We start from the raw sequence: 24,950 nt of genomic DNA, 5'->3' as shown, positions 1-24,950 counted from the left end.
CCGGTTGGCGGCGTCCCGGGAGCCCCCCCCCCGCGCCGCCGGTCGCGGCGCCACGCCAGCGCCGTCGCGACCAGCAGGGCCACCCCGGCGAGCGCGCTCACCGCGAGCAGCGCGCCGAGCGTCCAGTGCTGGTGCGGCACGGTCCCGCCGGCGGTCGCCAGCACCCACGCGGGGGCGGCGAGCAGGGCGAGCCCCACGAGCGCGCGGAGGGTGAGCCAGGTCGTCCGTCGGGTCATGCCCGCCAGTCTAGGCGGTCCTCAGCATGCTGAGCATTTCCCTGGAGCGGCTGACGGTGGAGCGCCCTGCCCGGCACGCCGACGCGTGTCCGGCGGAACGCTCCACCCGACCCGTCCCCGGCGCCCGGAGACGGACGACCGCCCGCCCCCCGTGCCGGGGACGGGCGGTCGTGGTGGTGCGGATCCGGTCAGGCGCGGCGGCGCTGCAGCCGTGCCCCCGTCACGAGCGCACCGCCGGTCACGAGCAGCGCGGCGACCAGGCCGCCGAGCGCGCCCGGGTCGGTGCCGGTGACGGCGAGCTCGTCGGCGGCGCCGGTCAGCGTGACGCCGACGTCGGCGGAGCGGCCGGAGTCGACGCCGGTGGCGACGACGGTGTGCGCGCCTGCGGGGGCGCCGGTGGGCAGCTCCACTGTCAGCGTCGCGACGCCGTCCGCGTCCGCCACCGCGGTGCCCAGGACGACGGGGTCGGAGTGCAGCACGAACGTCACGCGCTCGCCCGGCACGAAGCCGCGGGCCACGAGGGTCACCTCGGCGCCCGCGCGCATGAGGGTCTTCGAGGAGGTGATCTGCGGGGTGGCGTCGGAACCGGTCGCGCTGGGCGCGGCCGGGGCGGGGGTGGCCGGGGCCGGGGTGACCGGTCCCGGCGTGACCGGGGTGGGAGCGGGCTCGGGGGCCGGCGTCGGCGCGGCCGTGACGACCAGGTCCTGCTCCGGGGAGTCGGTCTGGGCGTACGGGGCGCCGCCGCCACCCGAGTAGTGCGCGAGTAGGCGGTAGGTGCCGGCCGGGAGCGCGCCGGTCGAGATCGTCACCGCGCCGTCCACCAGGACGCCGTTCGTCACGGACACCGGGCCGGAGCCGGGCACGTGGATGATCAGCTGGACGCCGCCGCCGGGCGTGGGCAGTAGGTCGGTCGGAGCGGCGACCCGCACCGTGGCGGTGAGTCCGCCGGTGCCGGCCGTCGTCGGCGCGGTGACGGTCACGACCGGGACGGGGACCGGGGCGACGAGCACGTCGGCGTACGCCGAGCCCGCGTTGCCGTACGTCGCGTCGCCGCGGTAGACGGCGACGACGTCGTCGAGGACGCCGGTCGACGGGGCCACGACCGAGGCGGTGGCGACGCCGCCGACGAGGGTGGCGCTGCCGAGGCGGGCTCCCTCGGAGTACAGGAAGTCGACCGTGCCCGTCGGGGTGGCGCCGCCGTCGGGTGCCACGACCCGCGCGGACAGCTCGAACGGCACCGACGCGTACACGGACGCCGGCGCGGTGAGCGTCACCGTCGGGCGGACCACGAGCGGGACGACGGCCGGGCTCGACGTGGACGTGCGGTAGGTGGAGTCCGCGGGCAGGAACCGGGCCTCGAGGGTGGCGGACGACCCCGTGAGGCCGTCGAGCGTGAACGGCGCCGCGCCGTCCACCAAGGTCACCGTGCGCGCGGACGAGCCGCCCACGAGGAGCTCGACCTGTCCCTGCGGGACCCCGCCGGCGCTGGTCACGGTCACGTCGCCGGAGACGCGACCGCCCTGTGCCGGGCCCACGACCCGCAGCCCGGTGGTGGTGGCGTGCCCCTGCACCTGGAGCTCGACGTACGGCCACTGGCCGGCCGGCTGCTCGCCGTAGAAGCAGGCGACCTGGAACCAGGCCGCCTGGGCGTGGGGGAACACGACGTCGGCCCGGAACTGCACGCCGCCGTCGACCGGCACGCCGTCCTCGACCCGGACACGCGGGGAGGGGTTCTGGGACGTGAACCACTCGATGGCCGTCGCGGACGGGTCGGGGCAGGTCACCAGGAAGGCGGCGGTCTCGCCGACCGTGACGGTCGACGGCACGACGATCTCGGACGCCGGGTCGTAGGGGGCCGCGGACGCCGTCCCGGCGCCGGCCCCGGCGAGCAGGGCCACCAGCGCGAGCGCCACGGACGCGCGGCGGCTGCGGCGCCGACGGCGGGCCGTGGACGGGGCGGCCGGCTCGGTGGCCAGGGGTCGCCGGAAGAGGTCTGCCACAGGGAGGCTCCAGGTCGGGGCGTCGCCCGGGGGAGCGACGGCGCCGTCGACCGGCGCGTCCTGCCGATCGGCGGCTCCTGGCCCCGGGTGAGGAGCTGCCGGGCGCGCCTGGGTGCCAGCACCCAGGCGCGCCGGGTTCAGCCGCGACCACGACACCCACCCCGGGTGTGCCCGGCACGACCTGCCGCTGGAGCCCGGTCGGCACCGGGCCGCTGAACCCGCCTCGCCGCGGTGCGAGCCCCGGTAGCGTCCCGGACGGGGGCGGGGCGTCCGTCCCGCGGCGGAGGGGGACCGATGAGGACGCGCGACGCGGTCGAGGGCTGGCGGCTGACGATCCCCGCCCCGTACGACGTGCTGTGGGCCGCGACCGTCGTGCTGCTCGTCGCGCTGACGGTGGGCGCGCTGCTCGTCTGGGCACGCCGTCGGGAGTCGGCGTCGAACGCCCTGGCGCACCTCGCGCTGATCCTCCTGGTCCCGGTGCTCGGCCCGGCGGCCTACCTCGCGGGCGCGGCGCTGGACCGTCGCTCGGGCGGCCGGGCCGCGGCGCGGACCCCTCGGCCCGGGCGCGGCTGAGCTCCGGGATCCGTCGACCCGCCTCGAGTGGAAGGTTCCGCCCGACACGCCCGGGGCGTGTCCGGCAGAACCCTCCACCGACCCCGGTGCCGGCGCGCGACGACGAACCGCCCGCCCCCGGGGGTGCCGGGGACGGGCGGTCGGTGCCGTGCGGGGCCGGTCAGCCGCGGGCGCGGAGCGCGACCACGACCTCGTCGAGCAGGTCGTCGATCGCGTCCTGGTCGTAGCCCTCGCGGAACTTCGTCGCCTGGAACCGCTGGTTCAGCACGTCCTCCGGCGCGAGCGACCCGTCGACCCCGTCCAGCGCGGCCGCCGCGCGCTCGGTGAACTCCTCGACCTCGGTCTGGTCGTAGCCCTCGCGGAACTTCGTCACCGGGGCGGCCGCGAGCCGGGCGCGCAGCTGCGCACCGGTGAGCCCGGACCCGCGGGCGCCACCCCGGGCACCGGCCGCCGTCCCCGACGTCGCCGAGAGCATCGGCGCGTCGGGGCCGCGGAGCAGCTTCGTCAGCCAGGACACCAGTGCGCCCGCTCAGCCCGCGGTGCCGTCGGCGCCGGCCGCGGGCCGGTCGGCCGGGGCGTGCACCGGGGCGACTGCCGCGTGGCTCTGCGCCGGGACGGTGTGCGCGGCCGCGGAGCCCGAGCCGCCGCCCAGGCCGCGGAGCAGGTCGAGCAGGTCGATCCCGGTCTGCGCCTTGAGCATCGCCGCGAGCTCCTGCACGCCCGTCGACACCTGGCCGGGCAGCCGCGAGGCACCGTCCTTGTCGATGATCGTGATGTCGTCGATCGTCCCGAGCGCGTCGGCGTACGGCTGGGCGACCTTCGGCAGCGCGTCGAGCACCATCTGCAGCCGCGCCGACTCGGGGAACGCCTGGTAGGCGTCGGACTCGGCCTTGATCGCGGCGGCGCGGGCCTCGCCCTGCGCGCGCTCGGCGGCGGCCTCGGCCTCACCGCGCGCCTGGATGCCGTCGGCCTCGGCGCGGGCGATGGCCAGGGCGCCCTCGGCGCGGCGCTGCTGCTCGATCAGCGCGGCCTCGGCGCGGGCGCGGGCGGCGGACGCCTCGGCGTCGGCCTGGGCGGTCGTGCGCTGGGCCTCGGCCTCGGCCTTGCGGATCGCCGAGGTCTTGAACGCCTCGGCCTCCTGCTCCGCGGCGTACTTGCGGGCGTCGGCCTCCTGGGCCGCCTCGTACTTGCGGGCCTCGGCGGGCTTGCGGACCTCGGTCTGCAGCTCCTGCTCGCGGAGGGCCGCGCGGCGCAGGGCCACCTGCTCCTGCTGGATCAGGACCTCCTGCTGCGCCTCGGCCTGCGCGCGCTCCTGCGCGGCGGCGGCGTCGGCCTGGGCGGTGGCGGTCTCCTGGGCGATGGTCGCGTTGCGCAGGGCGAGCGCCTTGTTCGACTCGGCGATCTGCACGGCGGCCTCGTTCGACCGCTCGGTGCTCTCCTGCCGCGCCTGCGCCTCGGCGATCTCGGCGTCGCGGGCGACGGCGGCGGCGCGCGGGCGACCGAGGTTGCGGATGTACTCGCCGGTGTCCTCGACGGTCTGGATCTCGAAGTTCTCCAGGATCAGGCCGCGCTCGGCCAGCATCGGCACGGCGATGTCCTTGACCTCCTTCGAGAACTCCTGGCGCTCGTAGAGGATCGACTCGACGGTCAGCGTGCCGGCGATCGTGCGGAGCACGCCGACGAGGACCTCGGAGGTCTGCTGCTCGATGACCTGCTCCTGGCTGCGGCCCGCGAACCGCTGCGCGGCGGCGCGCACCATCCGCTCGGTGCCGCCCACCTTGACGACCGCGATCGACCGCAGGGTCACGCCGACGCCGGACTTCGTGGTGGCGTCCTCGGCCGCGACCGGGAAGCTCTGCGACGCGAGCGAGAGGCGGACGACCTGCTCGAAGATCGGCTTCACGAACGTGCCGCCGCCGATCACGACGCGCTGGCCGGACAGGTCGGTGGTCTCGTCGCCCGTCTCCGGGTTGATCACCGGCTTGCCGCTCTTGCGGCCGGTGATGATCAGCGCCTCGTCAGGCGTGGCGATCTTGAACCGGACCTTGGCGTAGATCGCGCCGACGACCGCGACCGCGATCAGGGCGACGACCGCCAGCACGACGATCAGGGCAGTTCCTGCGAGCTCCATGGGACTCCTCGGGCGCGGCCCGGTGGGCCGGTCGGTCGGGTGGGCTGCCTCGACCCTAAGGGGACGCACAGCCCGCGGTCAGCCGTTTCGCTGACGCATCACCCCGCCCGTTCTCGCCGCCGCCGGACGCGCGGCGGCCCGACGTCCCGGGTGGGGTCGTCACACGACGGTGAGGTCGTCACACGTTCGTGACGACCTCACCGCGTGGTGACGACCTCGTCGAGCCGGGCCGGAGGTCAGGCCTGCCCGACGCGGAGCCCCGCGCCGGCGTCGCCGTCGGCCGCCCACTCCTCGTCCGTCAGGAGGCGGCTGCGGATCAGGAAGCGGACGCCCTCCGGCGCCTCCAGGCTGAACCCCGCGCCGCGGCCGGGCACGACGTCGATCGTCAGGTGCGTGTGCCGCCAGTAGGCGAACTGGCTGCGGCTCATCCACACGGGCACCGTGAAGCCGTCGTCGACCGCGAGGTCGCCGAGGTGGACGTCGGCGTCGCCCGTGAGGAGCTCGCCCGCCGGGTAGCACATGGGCGACGACCCGTCGCAGCAGCCCCCGGACTGGTGGAACATCAGCTCCCCGTGCTGGTCCCGGAGCCGGCGCAGCATGTCGGCGGCGGCCGGGGTGTGGTCGACCCTGCTCATCGTGCCTCCCTGCCCGTGGGGCCCCGGGAGTGCGGGGCCCCACGGGCTGCCGGTCAGAAGAACCCGAGCTTCTGGCCCGAGTAGGACACCAGCAGGTTCTTGGTCTGCTGGTAGTGGTCGAGCATCATCTTGTGGTTCTCGCGGCCGACGCCCGAGCCCTTGTAGCCGCCGAACGCCGCCGCCGCGGGGTAGGCGTGGTAGCAGTTCGTCCACACCCGCCCGGCCTCGATGTCGCGGCCCGCGCGGTAGGCGATCGCCGACTCGCGGGACCACACGCCGGCGCCCAGCCCGTAGAGGGTGTCGTTGGCGGTGTGGATCGCGTCCGAGTAGTCGGAGAACGACGTCACCGCGACGACCGGGCCGAAGATCTCCTCCTGGAAGATCCGCATGGAGTTCTTGCCCTCGAAGATCGTCGGGGTCACGTAGTACCCGCCCGCGAGGTCGCCGTCGAGCTCGGCCCGCGTCCCGCCGGTGAGCACCTTGGCGCCCTCGGCCTTGCCGATGTCGATGTAGGACAGGATCTTCTCGAGCTGGTCGTTCGACGCCTGCGCGCCGATCATCGTCTCGGTGTCGAGCGGGTTGCCCTGCTTGACCGCCTCGGTGCGGGCGATGGCGTCGGCGAGGAAGCCGTCGTAGATCGACTCCTGGATCAGCGCGCGCGACGGGCAGGTGCACACCTCGCCCTGGTTGAGGGCGAACATCGTGAACCCCTCGAGCGCCTTGTCGTAGTAGTCGTCCTTCTCGCGGGCGACGTCCTCGAAGAAGATGTTCGGGCTCTTGCCGCCGAGCTCCAGGGTCACCGGGATGATGTTCTGGCTGGCGTACTGCATGATCAGCCGCCCGGTGGTGGTCTCGCCGGTGAAGGCGATCTTCCGGATCCGCGGGCTGGACGCGAGCGGCTTGCCCGCCTCGACCCCGAACCCGTTGACCACGTTGACCACGCCCGGGGGCAGCAGGTCCGCGATGAGCTCCATCAGCAGCAGGATGGACGCCGGCGTCTGCTCGGCCGGCTTCATCACGACGGCGTTCCCCGCGGCCAGCGCCGGGGCGAGCTTCCAGGTGGCCATGAGCAGCGGGAAGTTCCACGGGATGATCTGCCCGACGACGCCCAGCGGCTCGTGGAAGTGGTACGCGATGGTGTCGGCGTCGATCTCGGAGATCGAGCCCTCCTGCGCGCGGACCGCCCCGGCGAAGTACCGGAAGTGGTCCACGGCCAGCGGCAGGTCGGCGGCGAGCGTCTCGCGGACCGGCTTGCCGTTCTCCCAGGTCTCCGCGACGGCCAGCATCTCGAGGTTCTGCTCGATGCGGTCGGCGATCTTGTTGAGGATGACGGCCCGCTCCGTCGCGGACGTCCGCCCCCAGGACCGCGCGGCGCCGTGCGCGGCGTCCAGCGCCCGGTCGATGTCGGCGGCGTCGCCGCGGGCGACCTCGGTGAACGTGCGGCCCGTCACCGGCGACGGGTTCTCGAAGTAGCGGCCGGACGCGGGGGCGACGAACTCGCCGCCGATCCAGTGGTCGTAGCGCTCGCGGTAGGTGGCGGGGCTGCCGGGCTGCCCCGGCGCTGCGTAGACGGTCATGTGCGCCCTCCGTGCAGGCTGACCGGCCGTCCCGGGGTGCGGTGCGGCCGGGCGCGCCGCCTCGTTGCGGCGCGTGCCCCGGACGCTAGGTCGGCGACGGTTGCAGGTGCGTTGCACCGCAGGTGGCGCCGGTGCCCGGGCGGCCGCTCACCGCCAGGGGTGCGCCGCCGGCCCCGTGCCCAGCCGGCGCACCAGCAGGTCGAGGCGCCCGACCGCACGGGCGTGCGCCGCGGAGCCGGGCGGCGTCACGGCGACGAGCCGCTCCCACGCCTGCCAGTCCTCGGCGCCCTCCTCGCGGTCGAGCCAGCGCTCCAGGACGACCGGGTCGGTCGCGTGCAGCACGGCGGCCCGGACGTCGGAGGCGAGGGCGTCCCGCACCTGCTCGACGCCCGGCGCGCGCGACCGCGGCAGCACCGGCCCGGCGTACCGGTCGAGGGCGGCCCGCAGGTCGCCCGCGGCCAGCGCCTCCCGGACGCCCGCGACGTCGGTGCCGAGCGGGTCGGCGAGCCGGTACGGCCGCGACCGGTCGACGAGCGGCCCGGCGGCGCGGCGGAGCCGGGACACCTCGGCGCGCACGGCGACGTCCGACATCGCCTCGGGGTGCAGCAGGACGGCGAGCTCGTCGGCGTGCAGCCCGCGCGGGTGCTCGGCGAGCAGGAGCAGGAGCTCGGCGTGCCGCAGCGACAGGGCGAGCGCCGGGGCGCCGCGGGTGTGCAGCACGCCGGAGCCGGGGCGGAGCACCTCCAGCCGGGCGGTAGTGGGTGCGTCACGTCCCTCCGGGACGGCGAGGGCCGGGTCGTCGCCCGACCCGCGGGTGAGGGGCCACCCGCCGCTCACCGACGCCGCCGGCCACCCGGCCCCGCCCGCCGGTCCGGGGCCGCGCGCCAGCACCCGGGCCCGCAGGTCCGCCTCGACCGCCGCGGCGGTGGCCCGCACCAGCGACAGCATGAGGGCCGACGCGGCCGCGTCCCGCCCGGTCACGTCGAGCGCCCCGAGCGCGCGCCCGCCCGGGTCCCGCAGCACCGCGGCGGTGCAGCTCCACGGCTGGACGGACCGGGTGAAGTGCTCCGCGCCGTGCACCTGGACGTCGTGCCCCGTCGCCAGCGCCGTGCCCGGCGCGTTCGTCCCGGCGTGCGCCTCGTCCCACGCCGCGCCCTCGACGAACCCGACGGTCTCGACCGCCCGGCGCACGTCGGCGTCCCCGGCGAGCCAGAGCAGCCGCCCGTCCGCGTCGGTCAGCGCGACCAGGAACCCTTCGGTGACGGCGGCGTCGAGCAGGAGCCCGCGCACGACCGGCAGCGCGTGCCGCAGCGGGTGCTCGCAGCGGTAGGCGCGCAGGTCGGCGTCCGTGAGCGCGACCGGGGGCGCGGGCCGGTCGGGGTCGACCCCGCTGCGCAGGCTCCGCCGCCACGAGTCGGCGACGACGTCGCGCACGCCGGCGGTCGTCCCGGCGGAGAGGAAGCGCTCGTGCGCCGCGAGCAGGGCCCGGCCGAACGGCAGGGCGCGCGCGACCGGACGGAGCAGGTCGCGCTCTCCGTCGGGCACGGCCCACCTCCCTCGACGTCGCTGTCGCGCGGTCAGTCTCGCGCGCCGGGAGCCGCGCGCGCCAGGGGCTGCCCAGCGGCCGCCCGGGCGAGCGCCGTCAGCCCGCCGCCGCCAGCCGCTCGCCCGCCCGCCGCGCCGCGTCGGTGACCAGCCCCGCGACCGCGGGCACGTCCTCCTCGGGGAACCGCGAGTCGAGGTAGGCCACCGACAGCGAGCCCACGGCGACGCCCGCGGCGTCGAGCACGGGCGCGGCGATGCTCGACGAGTGCGGCACCCGCTCCGACGAGGTGGACGCCCAGCCGCGCTCGCGGATCGCCGCCAGCCGGTCCCGGATGGCCGCGGGGTCGACGACGGTGCGCGGCGTGAACTGCGGCAGAGGGACGGAGAGCGCGAGGTCGACGTCGGCGGGCGGCAGGAACGCGAGGATGCTGAGCCCGCTCGCGCCGTTGGTGAGCGCCTGGTGCTCGCCGATCCGGATGGCGATGCGGATGTGCTGCGAGGACTCCACCTGGTCGACGTAGACGCGGCCGTGGCCGACCCGCGCGGCGACGGTGGTCGTCTCCCCGGTGACCTGCGCGAGGTGGGCGAGCTCGGGCGCCGCCGCGGCGACGAGCTCGGACCGGCGTCCCGCGGAGCGGCCGAGCGCCACGGCCGCCGGGCCGAGCGCGTACCGTCGGCTCGCCTCGTCGTGCCGGACCAGCCCGGTGCCGAGCAGCTGCTGCAGGATCCGGTGCACCACCGCCTTGCCGAGCCCGAGCCGGCGGGCGAGGTCGGTCACGCCGAGCCAGGGCTCGTCGCCCCCGAGGGCGAGCAGCACCTCCGCCACGCGGCGGGTCGTCGACGACGGGGCGTCCTCCTGCGGGTCCACGGCGGGTCCTCTCCCTCGGGTCCGGCCAGCGTAGCCACGATGTTCCGCTGAACGGAACCTTCTCACCTGCGCCGATGTCGCCGCAACACAGAGTTAACCGGCCTGCAACCCCCGAGGACCGCTCGGTGCCTAGTTTCGTCGCATCGACGGCCGGTACAGGCTGTCGCCCCCCTCGTTCCGGTGAACGGAACCCAAGTCTCGGGAGTCGACGTGAACCACAGGATGCGCGCCTGGTCCGGCGCCGGGATCGCCGGTCTCGCCCTCACCCTCGCCGCGTGCTCCGGCTCGGCGGTCAGCGCCGCCGGCGGCGGCGAGTCCTCGACCGGCGAGTCCGTCGACGAGGTCCTCATCGGCGCGCTGCACCCGCTCACCGGGTCGAACGCCGCCGACGGCCAGCAGATGGCGAACGCCGCGCAGCTCGCGGTCGACGCGGTGAACGAGGCCGGCGGCATCGCGTCGCTCGGCGGCGCCGACCTGGTGCTCGAGACCGGCGACACGCAGGGCACCCCGGAGACCGGCCAGAGCGAGGCGACCCGCCTCATCGAGGACGGCGCCGTCGCGCTGGTCGGCACCTTCCAGTCCGGCACGAGCGCCAACGTCGCCTCGGTGGCCGAGCGCAACCAGGTGCCGTTCGTCATGGACGTGTCCGCGCTCGACGAGATCCTCGAGCAGGGCTACCAGTACTCCTTCCGGCTGCAGCCGAACGCGAGCCTCATGGGCGAGCAGGGCGCCGCGGCGCTCGCGGCCCTCGCCGAGGACTCCGGCACGCCGGTCGACCAGGTCGCGTTCCTGTACGAGCAGGGCAACTACGGCGCGGCGGTGTACGAGGGCTTCCAGGCCGCGGCCGACGAGGCCGGCATCACGGTCGACCCGGTGATCTCCTACGACGCCACCGCGGTCAGCGACATGACCACCCAGATCAGCCAGGTCGCGGCGTCCGGCGCCGACGTGCTGGCCGTCGCCGGCTACTACCGCGACAGCCTGCTGGCCGCGCAGGCGGTCGACACGGTGAAGCCCGACCTGCAGGCCGTGTTCGGCGTCGCGAACGGCGCGTACGACCAGCCGGCGTTCGTCGCGGACGCCCCGAGCGGCGGCGAGGGCTACTTCGACGCCAACTACCACTGGGACGTCACGAACCCGGACGCGGTCGCCCTCGCCGAGCTGTACGAGGAGACCTACGGCGAGCCGATCCGGACCTCCGCCGTGCTGACGTACGACGCCGTGATGGTGGTCGCCGGGGCGATCGAGGAGGCCGGGTCGACCGACCCCACCGCGATCCGCGACGCGATCGCCGACACGGACTACGAGCCGCTCGTCGTCTCGCAGGGCCCGGTGTCCTTCGACGAGACCGGCCAGAACACGAACGCCGGGATCGTCGTGATGCAGGTGCAGGACGCCGCGGTCACGCAGGTGTTCCCGAACGAGCTCGCCGAGGCCGCGTACCGGTTCCCGGCCGCGCCCGGCGCCTCCTGACCGGCACGGCGGCCCCGGGGCGCGCACCCCGCACCCCGCGCCCCGGGCCCCGCCGAACCCGCTGGACCACCCCCGACCGAGGGAGCCCCATGACCACCACGCTGCCCGCGACGGACACGTCGCCCCCGGGCGCGCGCACCACCGCCCGGCTGTCCGAGAAGTCCCGCGTCCTGCTCGTCACCGGCGGCGTCCTGCTGGTCGTCGCCGTGGTCGCCGGTCTGCGCGCCGGGTCGGGCGCCGTGCTCACCCAGGCGCTGGTCACCGGCGTGCTGACCGGCGGCATCTACAGCCTGGTCGCGATGGGCCTCACGCTGATCTACGGCGTGCTGCACATCATCAACTTCGCCAACGGCTCGCTGGTCGCCCTCGCGCTCTATCTGACGCTGGTCTGCGTCCAGGACCTCGGGATGCACCCGTATGTCGCGCTGGTCGTCGTCATGCCGGCGATGTTCCTGCTCGGCGCGCTGCTGCAGGCGACGCTGCTGAACCCCGTGATGAAGGCGCCGATCCAGATCCAGCTGCTCATCACGATCGGCCTGGCCCTGGCGATCGAGAACGGGCTGCTGCTGGCGTTCGGGCCCAACCCGCGCTCGGTGGCGCTGCCCGGCAACACCGGCGTGCGGGTCCTCGGGGCGACCGTCGAGCTCTCCCGGATCTGGGCGTTCGTCGGCGCGCTGGTGATCGTCGCCCTGCTCGCCCTGCTGCTCCAGCGCACCCGGGTCGGCACCGAGATCCGCGCGGTCGCCGCCAACCCGGAGGGCGCCCGCCTGGTCGGCATCGACATCCGGTGGATCTACGTCCTCACGTTCGGCCTCGGCGCGATGGCCGCGGGCGCCGCGGGCGTGCTCGTGTCGCCGTTCACCACGATCGAGCCGACCACCGGCGCCGTGTTCAACCTGACCGCGTTCGTCGTGGTGGTGCTCGGCGGCATGGGCAACGTGCCCGGCGCGCTGGTCGGCGGCCTGGTCGTCGGGCTGACCGAGCAGCTGGCCGGCCTGATCCTGCCGAGCCAGAGCCCGCTGCTCGCCGTGTTCGTCGTGTTCCTCGTCGTGCTGTTCGTCCGGCCGCGAGGCGTCTTCGGGAGGTCCGCATGACCGCCACCGCGCCCTCGACCCGCTCGGCCCCCGCGTCCGCCCCCCTGACCGGGCAGCTCACCTCGACGCCCCGCGTCCGCGGCCGGTTCGACTACGCGCTGGTCCTCGGCGTGCTCGTCCTCGGGGCGGCGCTCCCGTTCTTCATGACGACGTCCCAGATGGCGATCGCCAACCGGGTGCTGGTGTTCGCCATCATGGGCGTCGGCTGGAACGTCATGGCCGGGTTCGGCGGGATGTTCTCGTTCGGGCACGCCGCGTACTTCGGCATCGGGGCCTACGCCACCGCCTACTCGGTCGTGCACCTGGGCCTGAGCCCGTGGGTCGGCCTGCTGGCCGGCATGGTGCTCGCCGCCGCGGCCGGGGTCGGCATCTCCTACCTGGCGCTGCGGTACAAGCTGACCGGCGCGTACTACACGATGTCGACCTTCGCGTTCGCCGAGGCCCTGCGCCTGTTCGTGCAGGGCTCGGAGCCGCTGCGCCGCACCGTCGGGTTCTCGATCCCGGTGCAGCAGGGCAGCTCGTTCGCCGGGTTCCAGTTCCCGGCCGGGTCGCCCTGGTACTGGTGGATCGGCGTCGTGCTGCTGGCCATCTGCCTGCTCGCCACCATCGCGTTCGTGCACAGCCGCACCGGCCGGTTCACGCTCGCGGTCCGCGACGACGACGCAGCCGCGGCCGCCCTCGGCATCGACGTGCTGCGGCACAAGCTCGTCGCAGTCGCGCTCTCCGCGGCCATCACGTCGGTCGCCGGCATGTTCTACGTGCAGTACTACATGTTCGTCGACCCCTCGATCGCGTTCGGGGCGCACACCTCGAACGACGCGATCATCACCGCGGTCGTCGGCGGCACCGGCACGATCTGGGGCCCGGTCGTGGGCGCGGTCATCATGGCGCCGCTGTCCGACCTGGTCGCCGGGTTCCTGCGCAACCCGCCGCCGGCGCTCGACTGGCTGGCCGGCCAGAGCGGGCTCGACATCATCGTCTACGCCGTCATCCTGATCCTCGTCGTCACGCTGCTGCCCAAGGGCATCGTCGGGACGATCGCCGCCCGCAGGAGGAAGCAGTGACCGTCCTCGAGGCCACGGCCGTCACCAAGTCGTTCCGCGGGCTGCAGGCCCTGCGCGGCGTCGACATCAGCGTCGAGGAGGGGCAGATCCTCGGCATCATCGGCGCCAACGGCGCCGGCAAGACCACGCTGTTCAACTGCATCACCGGGTCGTTCGCCCCCACGTCGGGGCGCGTGACGCTCGACGGCCAGGACGTCACCGGCCTGCCGGCGCACCAGCTGGCGCGCCGCGGGATGGTCCGGACGTTCCAGCTCATGCGGCCGTTCGCCACGATGTCCGTCCTGGAGAACGTCGAGATCGCGGCCATGAGCCGCGGCGCCCGCGGGGCCGACGTCCGCCGGGAGGCGGCCCGCGCGGTCGAGCGCACCGGCCTCGCCGAGTGGGCCGGGCGCCGGTCGGGCTCGCTCCCGGCCGGGATGCAGAAGCGGCTCGAGCTGGCCCGCGCCGTGGCGATGCGCCCGCGGGTGCTGCTGCTGGACGAGGTGCTCGCCGGGCTGGTGCCCGCCGAGCGGGCGCCCGTGCTGGACCTGCTCGAGGACCTCCGCCGGCAGGAGGGCACCACGATGGTGTTCATCGAGCACATCATGGCCGCCGTCCGCCGGCTGTCCGACCACGTCGTGATGATGGACCAGGGCGCCGTGCTGGCCCGCGGGGACGCGGAGTCGGTGCTGTCCGACCCGAAGGTCGTCGAGGCGTACCTGGGGAAGGAGACGCGCAGTGCCTGAACCGATGCTCGAGCTGACCGGGGTCCGCAGCGGCTACCACGGCCTGGAGATCCTGCACGGGGTCGACCTCACGGTCGGCGTCGCGGAGGTCGTCGCGCTCGTGGGCGCCAACGGCGCCGGCAAGTCCACCACCCTCAAGAGCGCCGTCGGCGAGATCAAGCTCCAGGGCGGGTCCGTCACGTTCCGCGGCGAGAAGGTCGGCTACGGCCGCTCGCACGAGCTGGCCCGCCGCGGCCTGATGCTCGTGCCCGAGCACCGCGCGCTGTTCGGCTCGCTGACCGTGGAGGAGAACCTCGCGATGGGCGCCCGCGCCCGGCTGGGCCGGCCCGGGTTCGACAAGGAGTGGGTGCTCGACCTGTTCCCGATCCTGCGGGAGCGGCGCACCCAGCTCGCCGAGACCATGTCCGGCGGTCAGCAGCAGATGCTCGCGATCGCCCGGGCGCTGATGGGCGCCCCGGAGCTGCTGATGCTCGACGAGCCGTCCACCGGCCTGTCCCCGAAGCTCACCGCCGACGTGTTCGGCGCCGTCGAGGCGATCCGCGAGCGCGGCGTCAGCATCCTCATCGTCGAGCAGAACGCCTCGCACGTGCTGGCGTTCGCCGACCGCGCCTACGTCCTGGAGTCCGGCTCCGTCGTGCTCGACGGCACCGGCGCCGAGCTCGCGGCCGACACCCGCGTCCAGGCGGCGTACCTCGGCGGCTGACGACGCCGGCGCCCGGCGCGCGCACCCCGCACCACCCCCGATCCCGACCCACCGCCGCGGCGCACCGCCACGGCGCCGGCGGACCGCGGCGCCCGCCGCCGCCCCGCCCGGCTGCACGAGAGGAATGACATGACCGACTGGAACGACGAGGTCGAGCGGGTCCGCCGGCTGCGGGCCGACCGGACGAAGGTCGGGCACGGCGAGCGCCCCGCGGTCGTGGTGGTGGACTTCCAGCGCGCGTTCACCGAGCACGAGCACATCGGCCCGGAGACCGCCGTGACCCTCGGGCACGCGCAGACGCTGCTGGAGGCGGCGCGCGCCGCCGGCGTCCCCGTGATCTACCTGGTGATGATCCTGGACGACCTCGACGACCGGATGCTCGCCCAGCGGGTGCGCTCCTCGCTCACGGAGCGCTGCCGCCGCGGCGACCCGTGGACGGAGATCAGCAGCGCGGTCCCCGCGGCCCCGGGCGACCACATCGTCGAGAAGACCGTGGCCTCGGGCTTCTACAGGACGGAGCTCGACGCGCTCCTCGCCGACCTCGGCGTCGACGAGCTCGTGGTCATCGGCACCTCCACCAGCGGCTGCGTGCGCGCGACCGTCGTGGACGCCGCGTACCGGTCGTTCCACGTGAGCGTGGTCGAGGAGTGCTGCGACGACTTCCGGGTGCTGTCCCGCGAGGCGAGCCTGTGGGACATGCAGGACCGGTTCGGCGACGTCGTCTCGCTGGAGCACATGCTCGGCCGGTTCGCCGAGCTCGGTGCGGCCCGGGACGCCGAGGTGGTGCGGTGACGTCCACGCCGCTCGGCACCGACGGGCGCCTGGTCTACTCGCCGATGCCGGGCCGCCCGCAGGTCACCTGGCCGGACGGGAAGCTCGTCGCGGTCTGGCACGCGCCGAACGTCGAGCACTACGACTACGTGCCCCCGGGTGGTGGCAGCCCCGCCGGCCGGGTGGCCGCGCCCGACGTCCAGCACTACATGCACCGGGACTACGGCAACCGGGTCGCGTTCTGGCGGATGCTCCGCGCGGTGGACGCGTACGCGATCCCGTCGACCGTGTCGCTCAGCCTCACGCTGCTCCGCGACGACCCGGAGATCCGGGACGCCATCCGGGAGCGCGACTGGGAGGTCATGAGCCACGGCATCTCGAACCTGCGGCCGATCTACGACCTGGACGAGGCGGCCGAGTCGGCGTTCCTCGCGCAGTCCCAGGAGCTGACCCGCACGCACTACGGCGCGTCGCTCCAGGGGATGCTCGGCCCGAAGATCTCCGGCACCGACCTCACCGCGGACCTGATGGTCGAGCACGGGATGACGTACCACGCCGACTGGATCCACGACGAGCAGCCCCGCCCGCTGCGCACCCGCTCCGGCGGGCGGCTGGTGTCGATGCCGTACTCGTACATGCTCAACGACGTGCCGCTGCTGCACGCGAAGCACTACCCGCCGTCGTACTTCGTCGACATGGTGCGGGCGCAGATCGGCCGGCTGGTCCGGGACGCCGAGCGCGACGGCCAGGCGCGGGTCGCCTGCATCGCCACCCACCCCTTCCTGTCCGGCCAGCCGCACATGCTGCGCGCGCTGTCCGAGATCTTCGAGCTCGTGCGGGGCGACGACCGGCTCTGGGTGACCCGCGCCGGCGACATCGCCGACCACTACCTGGAGCACCACTACGACGCGCAGCTGGCGCACGCCCGGGCGCTGGCGGGGGAGGGTCCGCGATGACGGTCGACGACGCGGGCGCGACGGTGTTCGCGCCGACGCTGGAACGGACCAGCGACCGGCTGCGGGCGCCTTGGGCGCTGCCGGGCGGGAAGAAGCTCGCGGTCAGCGTGCTGCTGCACGCGCCGGCGTACGTCGACGTCGTCCCCGCCGGCGCGCACAAGCCGCTGGCGATGCAGGGCGGGGTCGGCCGCGAGACCGGCGAGCCCCGGCACGGCCAGGTCGCCCGGCTGTCCCAGTGGGACTTCGGCCTGACCGTCGGGCTGTGGCGGCTGCTCGACATCGCGGCGGAGGCCGGCGTGCCGGTCGCGGTGGCGCTCGACGCCGAGGGCGTCCGGACCAAGCCGGGCCTGGCCGCGCTGGTGGCCGAGCGCGCGGGCGAGGTCGTCGCGCGCGGGCGGGCCGCGAACATCGTGCTCGACCCGGCCATGACGGCGGACGAGGAGGCGGCGTACGTCGCGTCCTCGGTCTCCGCGGTGGCCGAGGCCACGGGCCGGCCGGTGACCGGCTGGTTCTCGCCCGAGCGCGCCACCACCCCGCGAACGACCGCCGTGCTGCGGGACGCGGGCCTGACCTGGTTCGGCGACTGGCCGGTCGACGAGCGGCCGCTCGCCCTGGTGGACGAGGCCGCCGGGCTGACCGCGGTGCCGTTCTCCCTGGAGACCGAGGACGTGTTCGCGCTCTACGCGCGCGGGCTGCCGTTCAGCGACTACGAGCGGGTGCTGCTCGACACCGTGGACCAGCTCGTCGCCGACGCCGACCTGCTCGGCGCCCGGTACCTCGGGCTGAGCTGGTTCGGGTGGGTGCTCGGGCAGGCGTGCTTCGCCGACGTGGCGGAGCGGGTGCTCGCGCGGCTGGCGGCGCACCCCGACGTGCTGCTCGTGCTGCCGGGCGACGTGCCGGCGCTGGTGGGCGGGGGCGGGGCGGGCGACGCCGGGGCGGGCGCCGGCCTGTGACCACCACGGAGGCCGCGCGGCCGCTGCCCGCGTCGCTCGGCTGGGCGCTCGGCTCCGGCACGATCCTGCAGGGCCTCAACTCGGCCGTGCTCGCGGTCGCGCTGGTGTCGATCGGCCGCGACCTCGCGGTCGACGACGCGGGCGCGCTCGCGTGGGTGGTCACCGCGCTGTACCTGTCGGCGGCGGTGGCGTCCCCGACCGGCGGGCGGCTGGCCGACCTGTTCGGCCCGCGCCGGGTCTACCTGGTCGGGCTCGTGATCGCGCTGGCCGCGTCGGTGGCGGGGCCGTTCGTGCCGTCCGTCGGCTGGCTGATCGCCGACCGGGTCCTGCTCGGCGTCGGCACGGCGCTGCAGTTCCCCACGGCGATGGCGGTCGTCCGGCGGCAGGCGCGGGTCCTCGGCGCGCAGCCGGCGTCCGCGCTCGGCGTGATCGCCCTGTGCGGGCAGACGACCGCGGCGCTCGGCCCCACCATCGGCGGGCCGATCGTCGCGCTGTGGGGCTGGCAGGGGATCTTCTGGGTCAACGTGCCGATCGTCGCGAACGCCGCGTTCTGGGTGCTCCGCGTCGTGCCGGCCGACCCGCCGCTGCCGCGCGCCGGCGCCCGGGAGACCCTGCGGTCGCTCGACCCCGTCGGCCTGCTGCTGTTCGTGGGCACGCTGGTGCCGCTGATGCTCGGGCTGCTGTCGCTGGACTCCTCGCCGCGCTGGTGGTGGTTCGTGGTGACCGCGGCGCTGCTCGCGCTGCTGGTGTCCTGGTCGGCGCGGTCCCCGCGGCCGTTCCTCGACGTGCGGCTGCTCGCGCGCAGCCCCGGGGTCTGGCGCACCTGCGTCCGCGCGGTCGTCACATTCGTGTCGTTCTACGCGATCTTCTACGGCCTGCCGCAGTGGCTGGAGGTCGCCCGTGGGCTGTCTCCGGCGCAGGCCGGGCTGCTGATGTTCCCGGTGTTCGGCGTCGGCGTGCTGTCCACGCTCGTCGCGTCCCGGCTCGGCGCGCGCGTCCGGCCGCGGGTGCTGCTGGTGCTCGGGTCGCTCGCGATGGTCGTCGCCGGGGTGCTCGCGGCGACCGCGGTCGACGCGGACGCGCCGGTCTGGCTGCTCGTGCTGCTCGGCGCGCTGCTGGGGGTGCCGAACGGCTTCAACAACCTCGGCAACCAGCTCGTGCTGCACGCGTCGGTCGCCGAGCAGCACGCGGGGGTCGCCAGCGGCCTGTACCGCACCGCCCAGTACATCGGCGCCGCGCTGGCGTCCGTCGTCGTCGCGGCCGCGGTGGCCCCGGCGGGCGGTGCGGGCGCGGGCGGCGAGGCCGGGGACGGCGGGATCCACGCGCTCGGCGCGTGGATCGCCGGCCTCGGCGCCGTCCTGCTGCTGGGGTCCCTGGTCGTCCTGGTCCGAGAGAGGCGGCGCGCATGAGCCACCTGTTCACCCCCCTGCCCCTGCGCGCGCTCACGGTCGCCAACCGCGCCTGGGTGTCGCCGATGTGCATGTACGCCTGCGAGGACCCGGCCGCGCCGGGCGTTGTCGGCCCGTGGCACGCGGCGCACTACGCGCAGTTCGCGCTCGGGGGCGCGGGGCTCGTGCTCACCGAGGCGACCGCGGTGCTGCCCGAGGGGCGCGTCACGCCGCAGGACGCCGGGCTGTGGTCCGACGACCACGTCGCGCCGTGGCGCCTGGTCACCGACGCGGTGCACGCCGCGGGCGGGCTCGTCGCGGTGCAGCTGGCGCACGCGGGTCGCAAGGCGGGCCACTACCGGAACCTGCCGGGCGACGCCGACCCGGTCGGCTCCGTGCCGGTCGCGGACGGCGGCTGGGTGACCGTGGGCGCGGCCGGCGAGCCGTTCGGCGACTACGCCGCGCCGCGCGCCGCCACCGACGCCGACCTGCGCGACGTCGTGGCCGCGTTCGCGGACGCCGCCCGACGTGCCGTCGCCGCGGGGTTCGACGCCGTCGAGCTGCACGGCGCCCACGGCTACCTGCTGCACGAGCTGCTGTCGCCGGTGACCAACACCCGCGCCGACGGCTGGGGCGGGTCGCGCGAGGCGCGGGAGCGGCTGCTGCTGGAGTCCGCGCGTGCGGTGCGCGCCGTGCTGCCCGACGGGATGCCGCTGCTGGTCCGGCTGTCGGTGTCCGACGTGGCGCCCGGCGGGCTGGCGGCGGAGGACTCGGCGGCGCTCGCGGGGCGGCTGCGCGCGGCGGGGGTGGACCTCGTCGACTGCTCGTCGGGCGGCCTCGTCCCGGGCGCCGAGTACCGCCCGGCGCCGGGGTACCAGGTGCCGGGGTCCGCCGCGGTCCGGCGTGCCGGGGTGCCGACCGCCGCCGTCGGGCTGATCGAGGAGCCGTGGCACGCGGAGGACGTCCTCCGCCGGGGCGAGGCGGACGCGGTGCTGCTGGGCCGGGCGATGCTGCGGGACCCGCACTGGGCGCGGCACGCCGCGGTCGCGCTGGCCGACCCGGCCGGGCCGCGGGAGCCGCGGTACTACCGGGCGTGGCGGCGCACGGTGCTCGCGGGCTGAGGCCCGGCCCGCACGAGGCGCTGGGCCGTCCGGGTGACCTCCGGACGGGCGAACGTGGCGGAGTCCGCAGCGCGCCCGCGCCCGCGGCGGTCGGGCGCGCGCGCGGCTGAGCAGGACCGTCGCCGCGGCGGGCGCCGACGCCCTGGGCGGGCCCGGGATCCCGTCCGCCCGGTCGTCATTCGGATCACCCGCGAATCCGCCCAAATCGGCACAAAGTCACCCCTACGCTCGCGCTCGGACACGCCGGGACCGGGCGTGCCAGGGGGAGGACATCGTGCGGACCCGGCTGCTCGCGCTCGCCGACGTGACGGACGCCGACGAGGAGGCATGGCACCGGCTGGCCGACCACGCCGCCGAGCCGAACGTCTACCTCGACCCGCGGTTCCTGCTCCCGGCGCGCGACCGCGGGCGGGCCGCGGCGGACCTCCGCCTGCTCGTCGTCGACGACGGCGCCGAGTGGCTGGCGGCGCTCGCGGTGACGACCAAGCCGCTCGCCCCGCGCCTCCCGCTGCGCGCGGCCACGACGGGCGGGTCCTTCATGACCGGGCACGCCGACCGGCACCACCCGCTGCTCCGCGCCGGGCGCGAGGTCGAGGCGCTCCGCGCGCTGCTCCGCGGGGCGCGGCCGACGGGGCTCCCGGGGCTGCTGCAGCTCCAGCACCTGCCGCTCGGCGGGCCGGTCGAGCGCGCGCTGGCGGAGATCGCCGCCACCGGCGGCACCGCGGTGCTGGAGCGACGGCGGCAGGTCGCGGCGTTCGCGCCACGGGCCGAGGTCGCGGTGCCCGAGGTGCCCGAGGGCCCCGGGCCGCTCGTCGACCCGCCGCTCGCCTGGGACCACATGGCGACCGACGAGCGCCGGAACATGCGCCGCGGCATCCGCGGGCTCGCCCGCGAGACCGGCGGCCCGCTGGAGCTGCACGACGTGACCGACGACCCGCGTGCGGACGACGACTTCATCGCGCTGCAGGCGGCCGGCTGGAAGGGGGACGCCGGCCGGGGCGGCGCCGCACTCGCCCTCGACCCCGTCGCCGAGCGGTGGTTCCGCGCCGTGGTCGGCGGGTTCCGGCGGGACAAGGATCTCCGGGTCGTCCGGCTGGCCGCGGGCGGGACGACGCTGTGGACCGGGTACGCGCTGCGGTCCGGGTCCGGGTGGTTCGGGTTCCTCGACGCGTACGCCGAGGCGCACCGGCGGTACAGCCCGGGGTCCATCGGGCGGGTGGCGAACATGACCTACCTGCTCGCCACCACCGACGCCCCGTTCTTCGACCCGGCGTTCGACGCCCGGTACGCGACCGGCGCCCGGATCTTCCCGGCCACCCGCACGCACGTCGATCTGCTCGTCGCGACCGGCGGGCCGGCGGCGCGTGGGGTGCTGCGGGCGGTCCCGGCGGCGCGCCGCCTGGGGCTGGTCCCGGACTGACACGCGCCCGACCGCGGGAGCGCGCGTGGGACGCTGGGCGGGTGAGACTCCGCCGCCCCACGGTCGCCGCCGACGTGCCCACCGGCTTCCACGCCGCCGAGGCCCGCGCGCTCCAGGTCGCGCTCGTGGGCGTGCTGTCGGCCGTCGAGCGCGCCGCCGACGCGCCGGTCCCGGTCGACGTCGCGTTCGAGGCGGGCCGGGACGCCGCGGTCGTCGTGCTGTGCCGGAACCGGGTGGTCGGCTTCGTGCCCGACGCCCACGCCGACGGGCTGCGGGCGCAGGTGGCGGCGGCCGGCCGGCGCGCGCACCTCGTGGCGCCGGGGCGGGTCGTCCGGGACGGGGGGCTGTGGCGGGTGTGGGTCGGCCCCGAGCCCGAGGGCGGGCTGCCGCCGGCGCCCGACGGGCTCGACACGCTGCCCGAGCCGCAGCCGACGATCCTGGGGGTCCCGCTGCGCCGCGACGGGCTCTGACGGAGGCCCCGCCCCCGCCGCGCAGCGCGCCGGCCTCACGCCCCGGCGAAGAACCCGCCCGGCGCGATCCGGTCGCTGAGCCGGGGCGCGTAGTGGTCGAAGAACACCCGCGCGACGAGCTCCCGCCGGCTGCCGACGCCCGCCTTCTCGAACACCGCCTTGAGGTGGTCCTGCACGGTCCACGGCGACAGGTGCAGCGCGCGGCTGATCTCCTGCGTGCTCTCGCCCTGGAGCACCGCCGCCACGACCTCCTGCTCCCGCCCGGTCAGCCCGAGCGCGGCGACGACGAGCGGCACGATCTCGGGCGGCCGGGCCTCCTCGATCGTCACGACGACCTGCCGCGGGCGGCCGTCCGGTCCCGTGAGCGGCGCGGCGTGCACCACGAGCCACTCGCCGGCGGGGGTGCGCACCCGCAGGCGCGGCACCGTGCCGAGCCGTCCGGCCCCGAGGGCGCGCGCCGCGGCGGTGATCGCGGCGACGGGGTTGGGCAGCGCGCCCCAGCCGGTCCCGCCGAGCTCCGCCAGCCGCACCTCCGCCGCGGGGCTGAGCCGGCTCACGGTGTCGTCCGCCTCGACCACGAGCACCGCGGGCCCGAGGACGGGGCCGGGCCCGGCGGCGGGGCGCTCGTCGGCGGCGCCGCTCGCCACGGCCGTCACCAGGCCGGCGCGTACGCCGAGCGCGATCGTCGGCGACACCCGGCCGAGGAACGCCGCCTCCGCCGGGCTGAACCCGCCCGTGCCGCCGCTGCGGTACAGGGCGACGGCGGCCCACGGGGTCCCCTCGGCCAGCGCGGCGGCCCGCATCTCGTGGTCGAGGGCCCAGTGCGGCACGAAGACGTCGCGGTGCCGGCTGCTGCGGCGCGGGTCGCCGCCGGTGTCGTCCGCGAGGATGCCCACGGGGCGCTCCCGCCGGGCGAGGGCGAGGAACAGGTTGACCTCGTCCGTCACGTACTCGTGCCGGAGGAACTCCGCGTCCATCTCGTCGCCGAGGTTCCGCTTCACCGAACCGGTCAGCAGGCCGGTGTCCGGGTCGACGGGGCCGAGGCACGCGGCGTCGAACGGCACGGCCGCACCGAGCAGCTCGCTCGCCTCCTCCGCGAACGCGCGCCACCCCAGCCCGGAGCGGGCCAGCGTCTCGAGCCCGCGCTGCACGGGCTCCGTGCGGAGCGTCGTCATGCTCTCGATGGTGCTCCTGTCCGGTTCGTCCGGAAAGCCCCATTTCCCCGGCGACAGCCGGGCGTGGGAGGAGCGGGTCGCGACCACCCAGGTTCCTGGGATACCGCGGCCGGTCCCGCGCCGGGACGCTCGTCGGCATGGTCACGGAGATCACGGCCCCCGAGCCGCTCAGCACCACGCTCCTCGACGAGCTCCGCGCCGCCGTCACCGGCGCCGTGCTCGATCCCGGCGACCCGGAGTGGGACGTCGCACGACTGCCGTGGAACCGGCTGGTCGACCAGCAGCCGCTCGCTCTCGTGGTCGCCGCGGACGCGTCGGACGTCGCGGCCACCGTGCGCTGGGCCGCGCGCCACGGCGTCACGGTCAGCGCGCAGCCGAACGGCCACGGCGCGAGCGCGGCCCTCGACGGCACCGTCGTCGTCCGGACCGCCGCCCTCGGCGACATCTGGGTCGACGCGGACGCCCGCGTCGCCCGGGTCGGCGCCGGGGTGAGGTGGGGGGACCTGCAGGTCGCGCTCGACGGCACCGGGCTGACCGCGCTCATCGGCTCCAACCCGGACGTCACGGTCGTCGGCTACAGCCTGAGCGGCGGGCTGTCCTGGTTCAGCCGCGCGTACGGCCCGGGCGCCGCGTCGATCCGCGCGGCCGAGGTCGTCGACGCCACGGGCGCGCTGCGCTGGGTGCGGTCGGGCGACCCCGCGGACGCGGACCTGCTCTGGGCCCTGCGCGGGGGCGGCGGCGAGTTCGCCCTCGTCACGGCGCTCGAGCTGGACCTGCACCCGGCGCCGCGGATCTACGGCGGCCTGCTCGGCTACCCGGCCGAGGCCGCGGGACCGGTGCTCCGCGCGTTCCTGGAGGTCACGCGGTCCGCGCCGGAGGAGCTGACCGCGTGGTTCACGCTCATGCACCTGCCGGACGCCCCGTTCATCCCGGTGGAGCTGCGGGGGCAGTCGCTCGCCGTCGTCACGGCCACGCACCTGGGTGACGCCGAGACCGCCGAGCGGCTGCTCGCGCCGCTGCGCGCCGCCGGGCCGGTGCTGCGGGACACGTTCCGGGTGGTGGCGCCCGGGGAGGTGGGGCTGCTCGCCGAGGAGCCCGTCGACCCGGTCCCGGCCGTGCTCGCCGGCACCCGGCTGCACGGCTTCGACGACGACGCGGCCGCCGAGCTGCTGCGCGTCGCCGGGGCGGGCAGCGGCACCCCGCTGCTCCAGGTGCAGCTCCGGCACGTCGGCGGCGCGCTCGCCCGGGAGCGGGTGCCCGCCGCGGCCGGCACCGCCGACGAGCCGTACCTGCTCACCGGCCTGACGATCGTGCCGAGCCCGGACGTCGCACCGCTGGTGTCCGCGGCGCTGGACCAGCTGTTCACCACGTTCGCCCCGTGGAGCACGGGCACGGCGCCGCTCACGTTCCTCGACCGGGACGAGTCGATCCGGCGGGCGTACCCGGCCGCGACGGTCGACCGGCTGCGGGCGGTCAAGGCCGCGGTCGACCCCGCGGGGATCTTCCGGGGCAACCGACCGGTCGACGCCTGACGCGCGCGGCGCGCGGGCCGGTCCCCGGCAGGGGGGTGGACCGGCCCGCGCGCCCGCGCGTCCGGGGGGTCAGCGGCCCGCCGACGCCGCCCAGCGGATCAGCGGCCACTGCAGCGGCAGCCGGGCGAGCGTCACGCCCGCCCGCACGACGGCGCGGCGGCTCCGGTGCCGGGCCAGCCCACGCACGCCGTCGAGGGCCATCTGCACGTTCGCCGGGAACACGGCGGCCAGGAGCGCCGCGCTCGCGGGCCCCGCGACGCGCCGGGTGCCGGGGAGGGCCAGCCCGGCGGCGCATACCAGCTCGGCCACCCCGGAGACGACGACGAGGTCGCGCGGGCGGGGGAGCGCGCGCGGCACGGCCGGCTCGAACACCCGGGGCCGGACCAGGTGGACCACGCCCGAGACCAGGAAGGCGGCGGCCACGACGGCGGCGCCGCGGGTGAGCGGGCGGGCGGCGGTCGGCGCGGCGGTCGGCAGGCTGCGGGTCACGGGCCCATCCTCGCCGGGTGCGCGTCGGCGGGCACCCGGGCCACACTGGGG

Annotated in this window: 23 protein-coding genes and 1 pseudogene; 14 read left to right on the top strand and 10 right to left on the bottom strand. The window is 76.1% G+C overall.

All coding sequences use genetic code 11. The annotated features are described in order from the left end of the window. Window positions 1–236: hypothetical protein (locus AC3WUG_RS12135; RefSeq protein ID WP_492327887.1), on the bottom strand; the 236-nt coding region annotated here is incomplete at its 3' end. A gap of 188 nt (window positions 237–424) precedes the next feature. Next, window positions 425–2,236, bottom strand: a complete 1,812-nt coding sequence (locus AC3WUG_RS12130; protein ID WP_492327886.1) for an Ig-like domain-containing protein — start codon at window positions 2,234–2,236, stop codon at window positions 425–427. 294 nt (window positions 2,237–2,530) lie between these two features. Here AC3WUG_RS12130 and AC3WUG_RS12125 point away from each other — a divergent pair, with 294 nt between their 5' ends. Then, window positions 2,531–2,809 carry a PLDc N-terminal domain-containing protein gene (locus AC3WUG_RS12125; RefSeq protein WP_492327885.1) on the top strand — a complete coding sequence of 93 codons (279 nt, stop codon included), beginning with the start codon at window positions 2,531–2,533 and terminating at the stop codon, window positions 2,807–2,809. 172 nt (window positions 2,810–2,981) lie between these two features. On the opposite strand, the pseudogene AC3WUG_RS12120 reads toward AC3WUG_RS12125, so the two are convergent. The 6 genes and pseudogenes from AC3WUG_RS12120 to AC3WUG_RS12095 all read right to left on the bottom strand — a co-directional run. Beyond that, window positions 2,982–3,113 (bottom strand): annotated as a pseudogene (locus tag AC3WUG_RS12120) (DivIVA domain-containing protein); the annotation flags it as partial. A 225-nt stretch (window positions 3,114–3,338) separates the two neighbouring features. After that, window positions 3,339–4,940: an SPFH domain-containing protein gene (locus AC3WUG_RS12115; protein WP_492327884.1), complete on the bottom strand. Its 1,602-nt coding sequence runs from the start codon at window positions 4,938–4,940 to the stop codon at window positions 3,339–3,341. 236 nt (window positions 4,941–5,176) lie between these two features. Continuing rightward, the gene (locus AC3WUG_RS12110; protein WP_492327883.1) at window positions 5,177–5,575 is read right to left on the bottom strand and encodes a DUF779 domain-containing protein; all 399 of its coding nucleotides are present in this window, start codon (window positions 5,573–5,575) and stop codon (window positions 5,177–5,179) included. A 53-nt stretch (window positions 5,576–5,628) separates the two neighbouring features. After that, a complete protein-coding gene (adh, locus tag AC3WUG_RS12105; protein ID WP_492327882.1) occupies window positions 5,629–7,152 on the bottom strand; it encodes an aldehyde dehydrogenase in 1,524 nt (507 codons plus the stop codon). Window positions 7,153–7,299: 147 nt separating this feature from the next. Beyond that, window positions 7,300–8,697 carry a transcriptional regulator gene (locus AC3WUG_RS12100; protein WP_492327881.1) on the bottom strand — a complete coding sequence of 466 codons (1,398 nt, stop codon included), beginning with the start codon at window positions 8,695–8,697 and terminating at the stop codon, window positions 7,300–7,302. Window positions 8,698–8,794: 97 nt separating this feature from the next. Then, the gene (locus AC3WUG_RS12095; protein ID WP_492327880.1) at window positions 8,795–9,565 is read right to left on the bottom strand and encodes an IclR family transcriptional regulator; all 771 of its coding nucleotides are present in this window, start codon (window positions 9,563–9,565) and stop codon (window positions 8,795–8,797) included. 210 nt (window positions 9,566–9,775) lie between these two features. On the opposite strand from AC3WUG_RS12095, the gene AC3WUG_RS12090 reads away from it, so the two are divergent. From AC3WUG_RS12090 to AC3WUG_RS12035, 12 genes are all read left to right on the top strand, one after another. Beyond that, window positions 9,776–11,038 (top strand): ABC transporter substrate-binding protein, encoded by a 1,263-nt coding sequence (locus AC3WUG_RS12090; RefSeq protein ID WP_492327879.1) that lies wholly within the window; start codon window positions 9,776–9,778, stop codon window positions 11,036–11,038. Between the two features lie 89 nt (window positions 11,039–11,127). After that, a complete protein-coding gene (locus AC3WUG_RS12085; protein ID WP_492327878.1) occupies window positions 11,128–12,132 on the top strand; it encodes a branched-chain amino acid ABC transporter permease in 1,005 nt (334 codons plus the stop codon). Beyond that, a complete protein-coding gene (locus tag AC3WUG_RS12080) occupies window positions 12,129–13,196 on the top strand; it encodes a branched-chain amino acid ABC transporter permease (RefSeq protein ID WP_492327877.1) in 1,068 nt (355 codons plus the stop codon). Before AC3WUG_RS12085 ends, AC3WUG_RS12080 begins: the two co-directional genes overlap by 4 nt. After that, window positions 13,193–13,921: an ABC transporter ATP-binding protein gene (locus AC3WUG_RS12075; protein WP_492327876.1), complete on the top strand. Its 729-nt coding sequence runs from the start codon at window positions 13,193–13,195 to the stop codon at window positions 13,919–13,921. The genes AC3WUG_RS12080 and AC3WUG_RS12075 overlap by 4 nt, the downstream gene beginning before the upstream one ends. Next, on the top strand, window positions 13,914–14,624 hold the full coding sequence (locus AC3WUG_RS12070; RefSeq protein ID WP_492327875.1) for an ABC transporter ATP-binding protein: 711 nt from the start codon (window positions 13,914–13,916) through the stop codon (window positions 14,622–14,624). Before AC3WUG_RS12075 ends, AC3WUG_RS12070 begins: the two co-directional genes overlap by 8 nt. Window positions 14,625–14,753: 129 nt before the next feature. Beyond that, complete coding sequence (locus AC3WUG_RS12065; protein WP_492327874.1) at window positions 14,754–15,416, top strand: isochorismatase family protein; 663 nt, start codon at window positions 14,754–14,756, stop codon at window positions 15,414–15,416. Beyond that, window positions 15,413–16,351 carry a polysaccharide deacetylase family protein gene (locus AC3WUG_RS12060; RefSeq protein WP_492327873.1) on the top strand — a complete coding sequence of 313 codons (939 nt, stop codon included), beginning with the start codon at window positions 15,413–15,415 and terminating at the stop codon, window positions 16,349–16,351. The genes AC3WUG_RS12065 and AC3WUG_RS12060 overlap by 4 nt, the downstream gene beginning before the upstream one ends. After that, complete coding sequence (locus AC3WUG_RS12055; RefSeq protein ID WP_492327872.1) at window positions 16,348–17,304, top strand: polysaccharide deacetylase family protein; 957 nt, start codon at window positions 16,348–16,350, stop codon at window positions 17,302–17,304. Before AC3WUG_RS12060 ends, AC3WUG_RS12055 begins: the two co-directional genes overlap by 4 nt. Next, entirely contained in the window at window positions 17,301–18,713 is a 1,413-nt protein-coding gene (locus tag AC3WUG_RS12050; RefSeq protein ID WP_492327871.1) for an MFS transporter, read from the top strand. The genes AC3WUG_RS12055 and AC3WUG_RS12050 overlap by 4 nt, the downstream gene beginning before the upstream one ends. Continuing rightward, window positions 18,710–19,813: an oxidoreductase gene (locus AC3WUG_RS12045; protein WP_492327870.1), complete on the top strand. Its 1,104-nt coding sequence runs from the start codon at window positions 18,710–18,712 to the stop codon at window positions 19,811–19,813. The genes AC3WUG_RS12050 and AC3WUG_RS12045 overlap by 4 nt, the downstream gene beginning before the upstream one ends. Window positions 19,814–20,087: 274 nt before the next feature. Beyond that, on the top strand, window positions 20,088–21,233 hold the full coding sequence (locus AC3WUG_RS12040; RefSeq protein WP_492327869.1) for a GNAT family N-acetyltransferase: 1,146 nt from the start codon (window positions 20,088–20,090) through the stop codon (window positions 21,231–21,233). A gap of 41 nt (window positions 21,234–21,274) precedes the next feature. Next, window positions 21,275–21,703: a hypothetical protein gene (locus AC3WUG_RS12035; protein WP_492327868.1), complete on the top strand. Its 429-nt coding sequence runs from the start codon at window positions 21,275–21,277 to the stop codon at window positions 21,701–21,703. Window positions 21,704–21,738: 35 nt separating this feature from the next. Here AC3WUG_RS12035 and AC3WUG_RS12030 read toward each other — a convergent pair whose 3' ends face one another. Next, window positions 21,739–22,878, bottom strand: coding sequence for a helix-turn-helix transcriptional regulator (locus tag AC3WUG_RS12030; RefSeq protein WP_492327867.1), 1,140 nt, complete (start codon window positions 22,876–22,878; stop codon window positions 21,739–21,741). A gap of 137 nt (window positions 22,879–23,015) precedes the next feature. Here AC3WUG_RS12030 and AC3WUG_RS12025 point away from each other — a divergent pair, with 137 nt between their 5' ends. Next, the gene (locus tag AC3WUG_RS12025) at window positions 23,016–24,410 is read left to right on the top strand and encodes an FAD-binding oxidoreductase (RefSeq protein ID WP_492327866.1); all 1,395 of its coding nucleotides are present in this window, start codon (window positions 23,016–23,018) and stop codon (window positions 24,408–24,410) included. Window positions 24,411–24,479: 69 nt separating this feature from the next. On the opposite strand, the gene AC3WUG_RS12020 is transcribed toward AC3WUG_RS12025, so the two are convergent. Then, window positions 24,480–24,899 carry a DoxX family protein gene (locus tag AC3WUG_RS12020; RefSeq protein WP_492327865.1) on the bottom strand — a complete coding sequence of 140 codons (420 nt, stop codon included), beginning with the start codon at window positions 24,897–24,899 and terminating at the stop codon, window positions 24,480–24,482. Window positions 24,900–24,950 lie beyond the last annotated feature (51 nt).

It is taken from the genome of Cellulomonas sp. EB106-03-03-XG116, from assembly GCF_058792015.1.
This window is presented reverse-complemented; position numbering and strand designations above follow the sequence as displayed.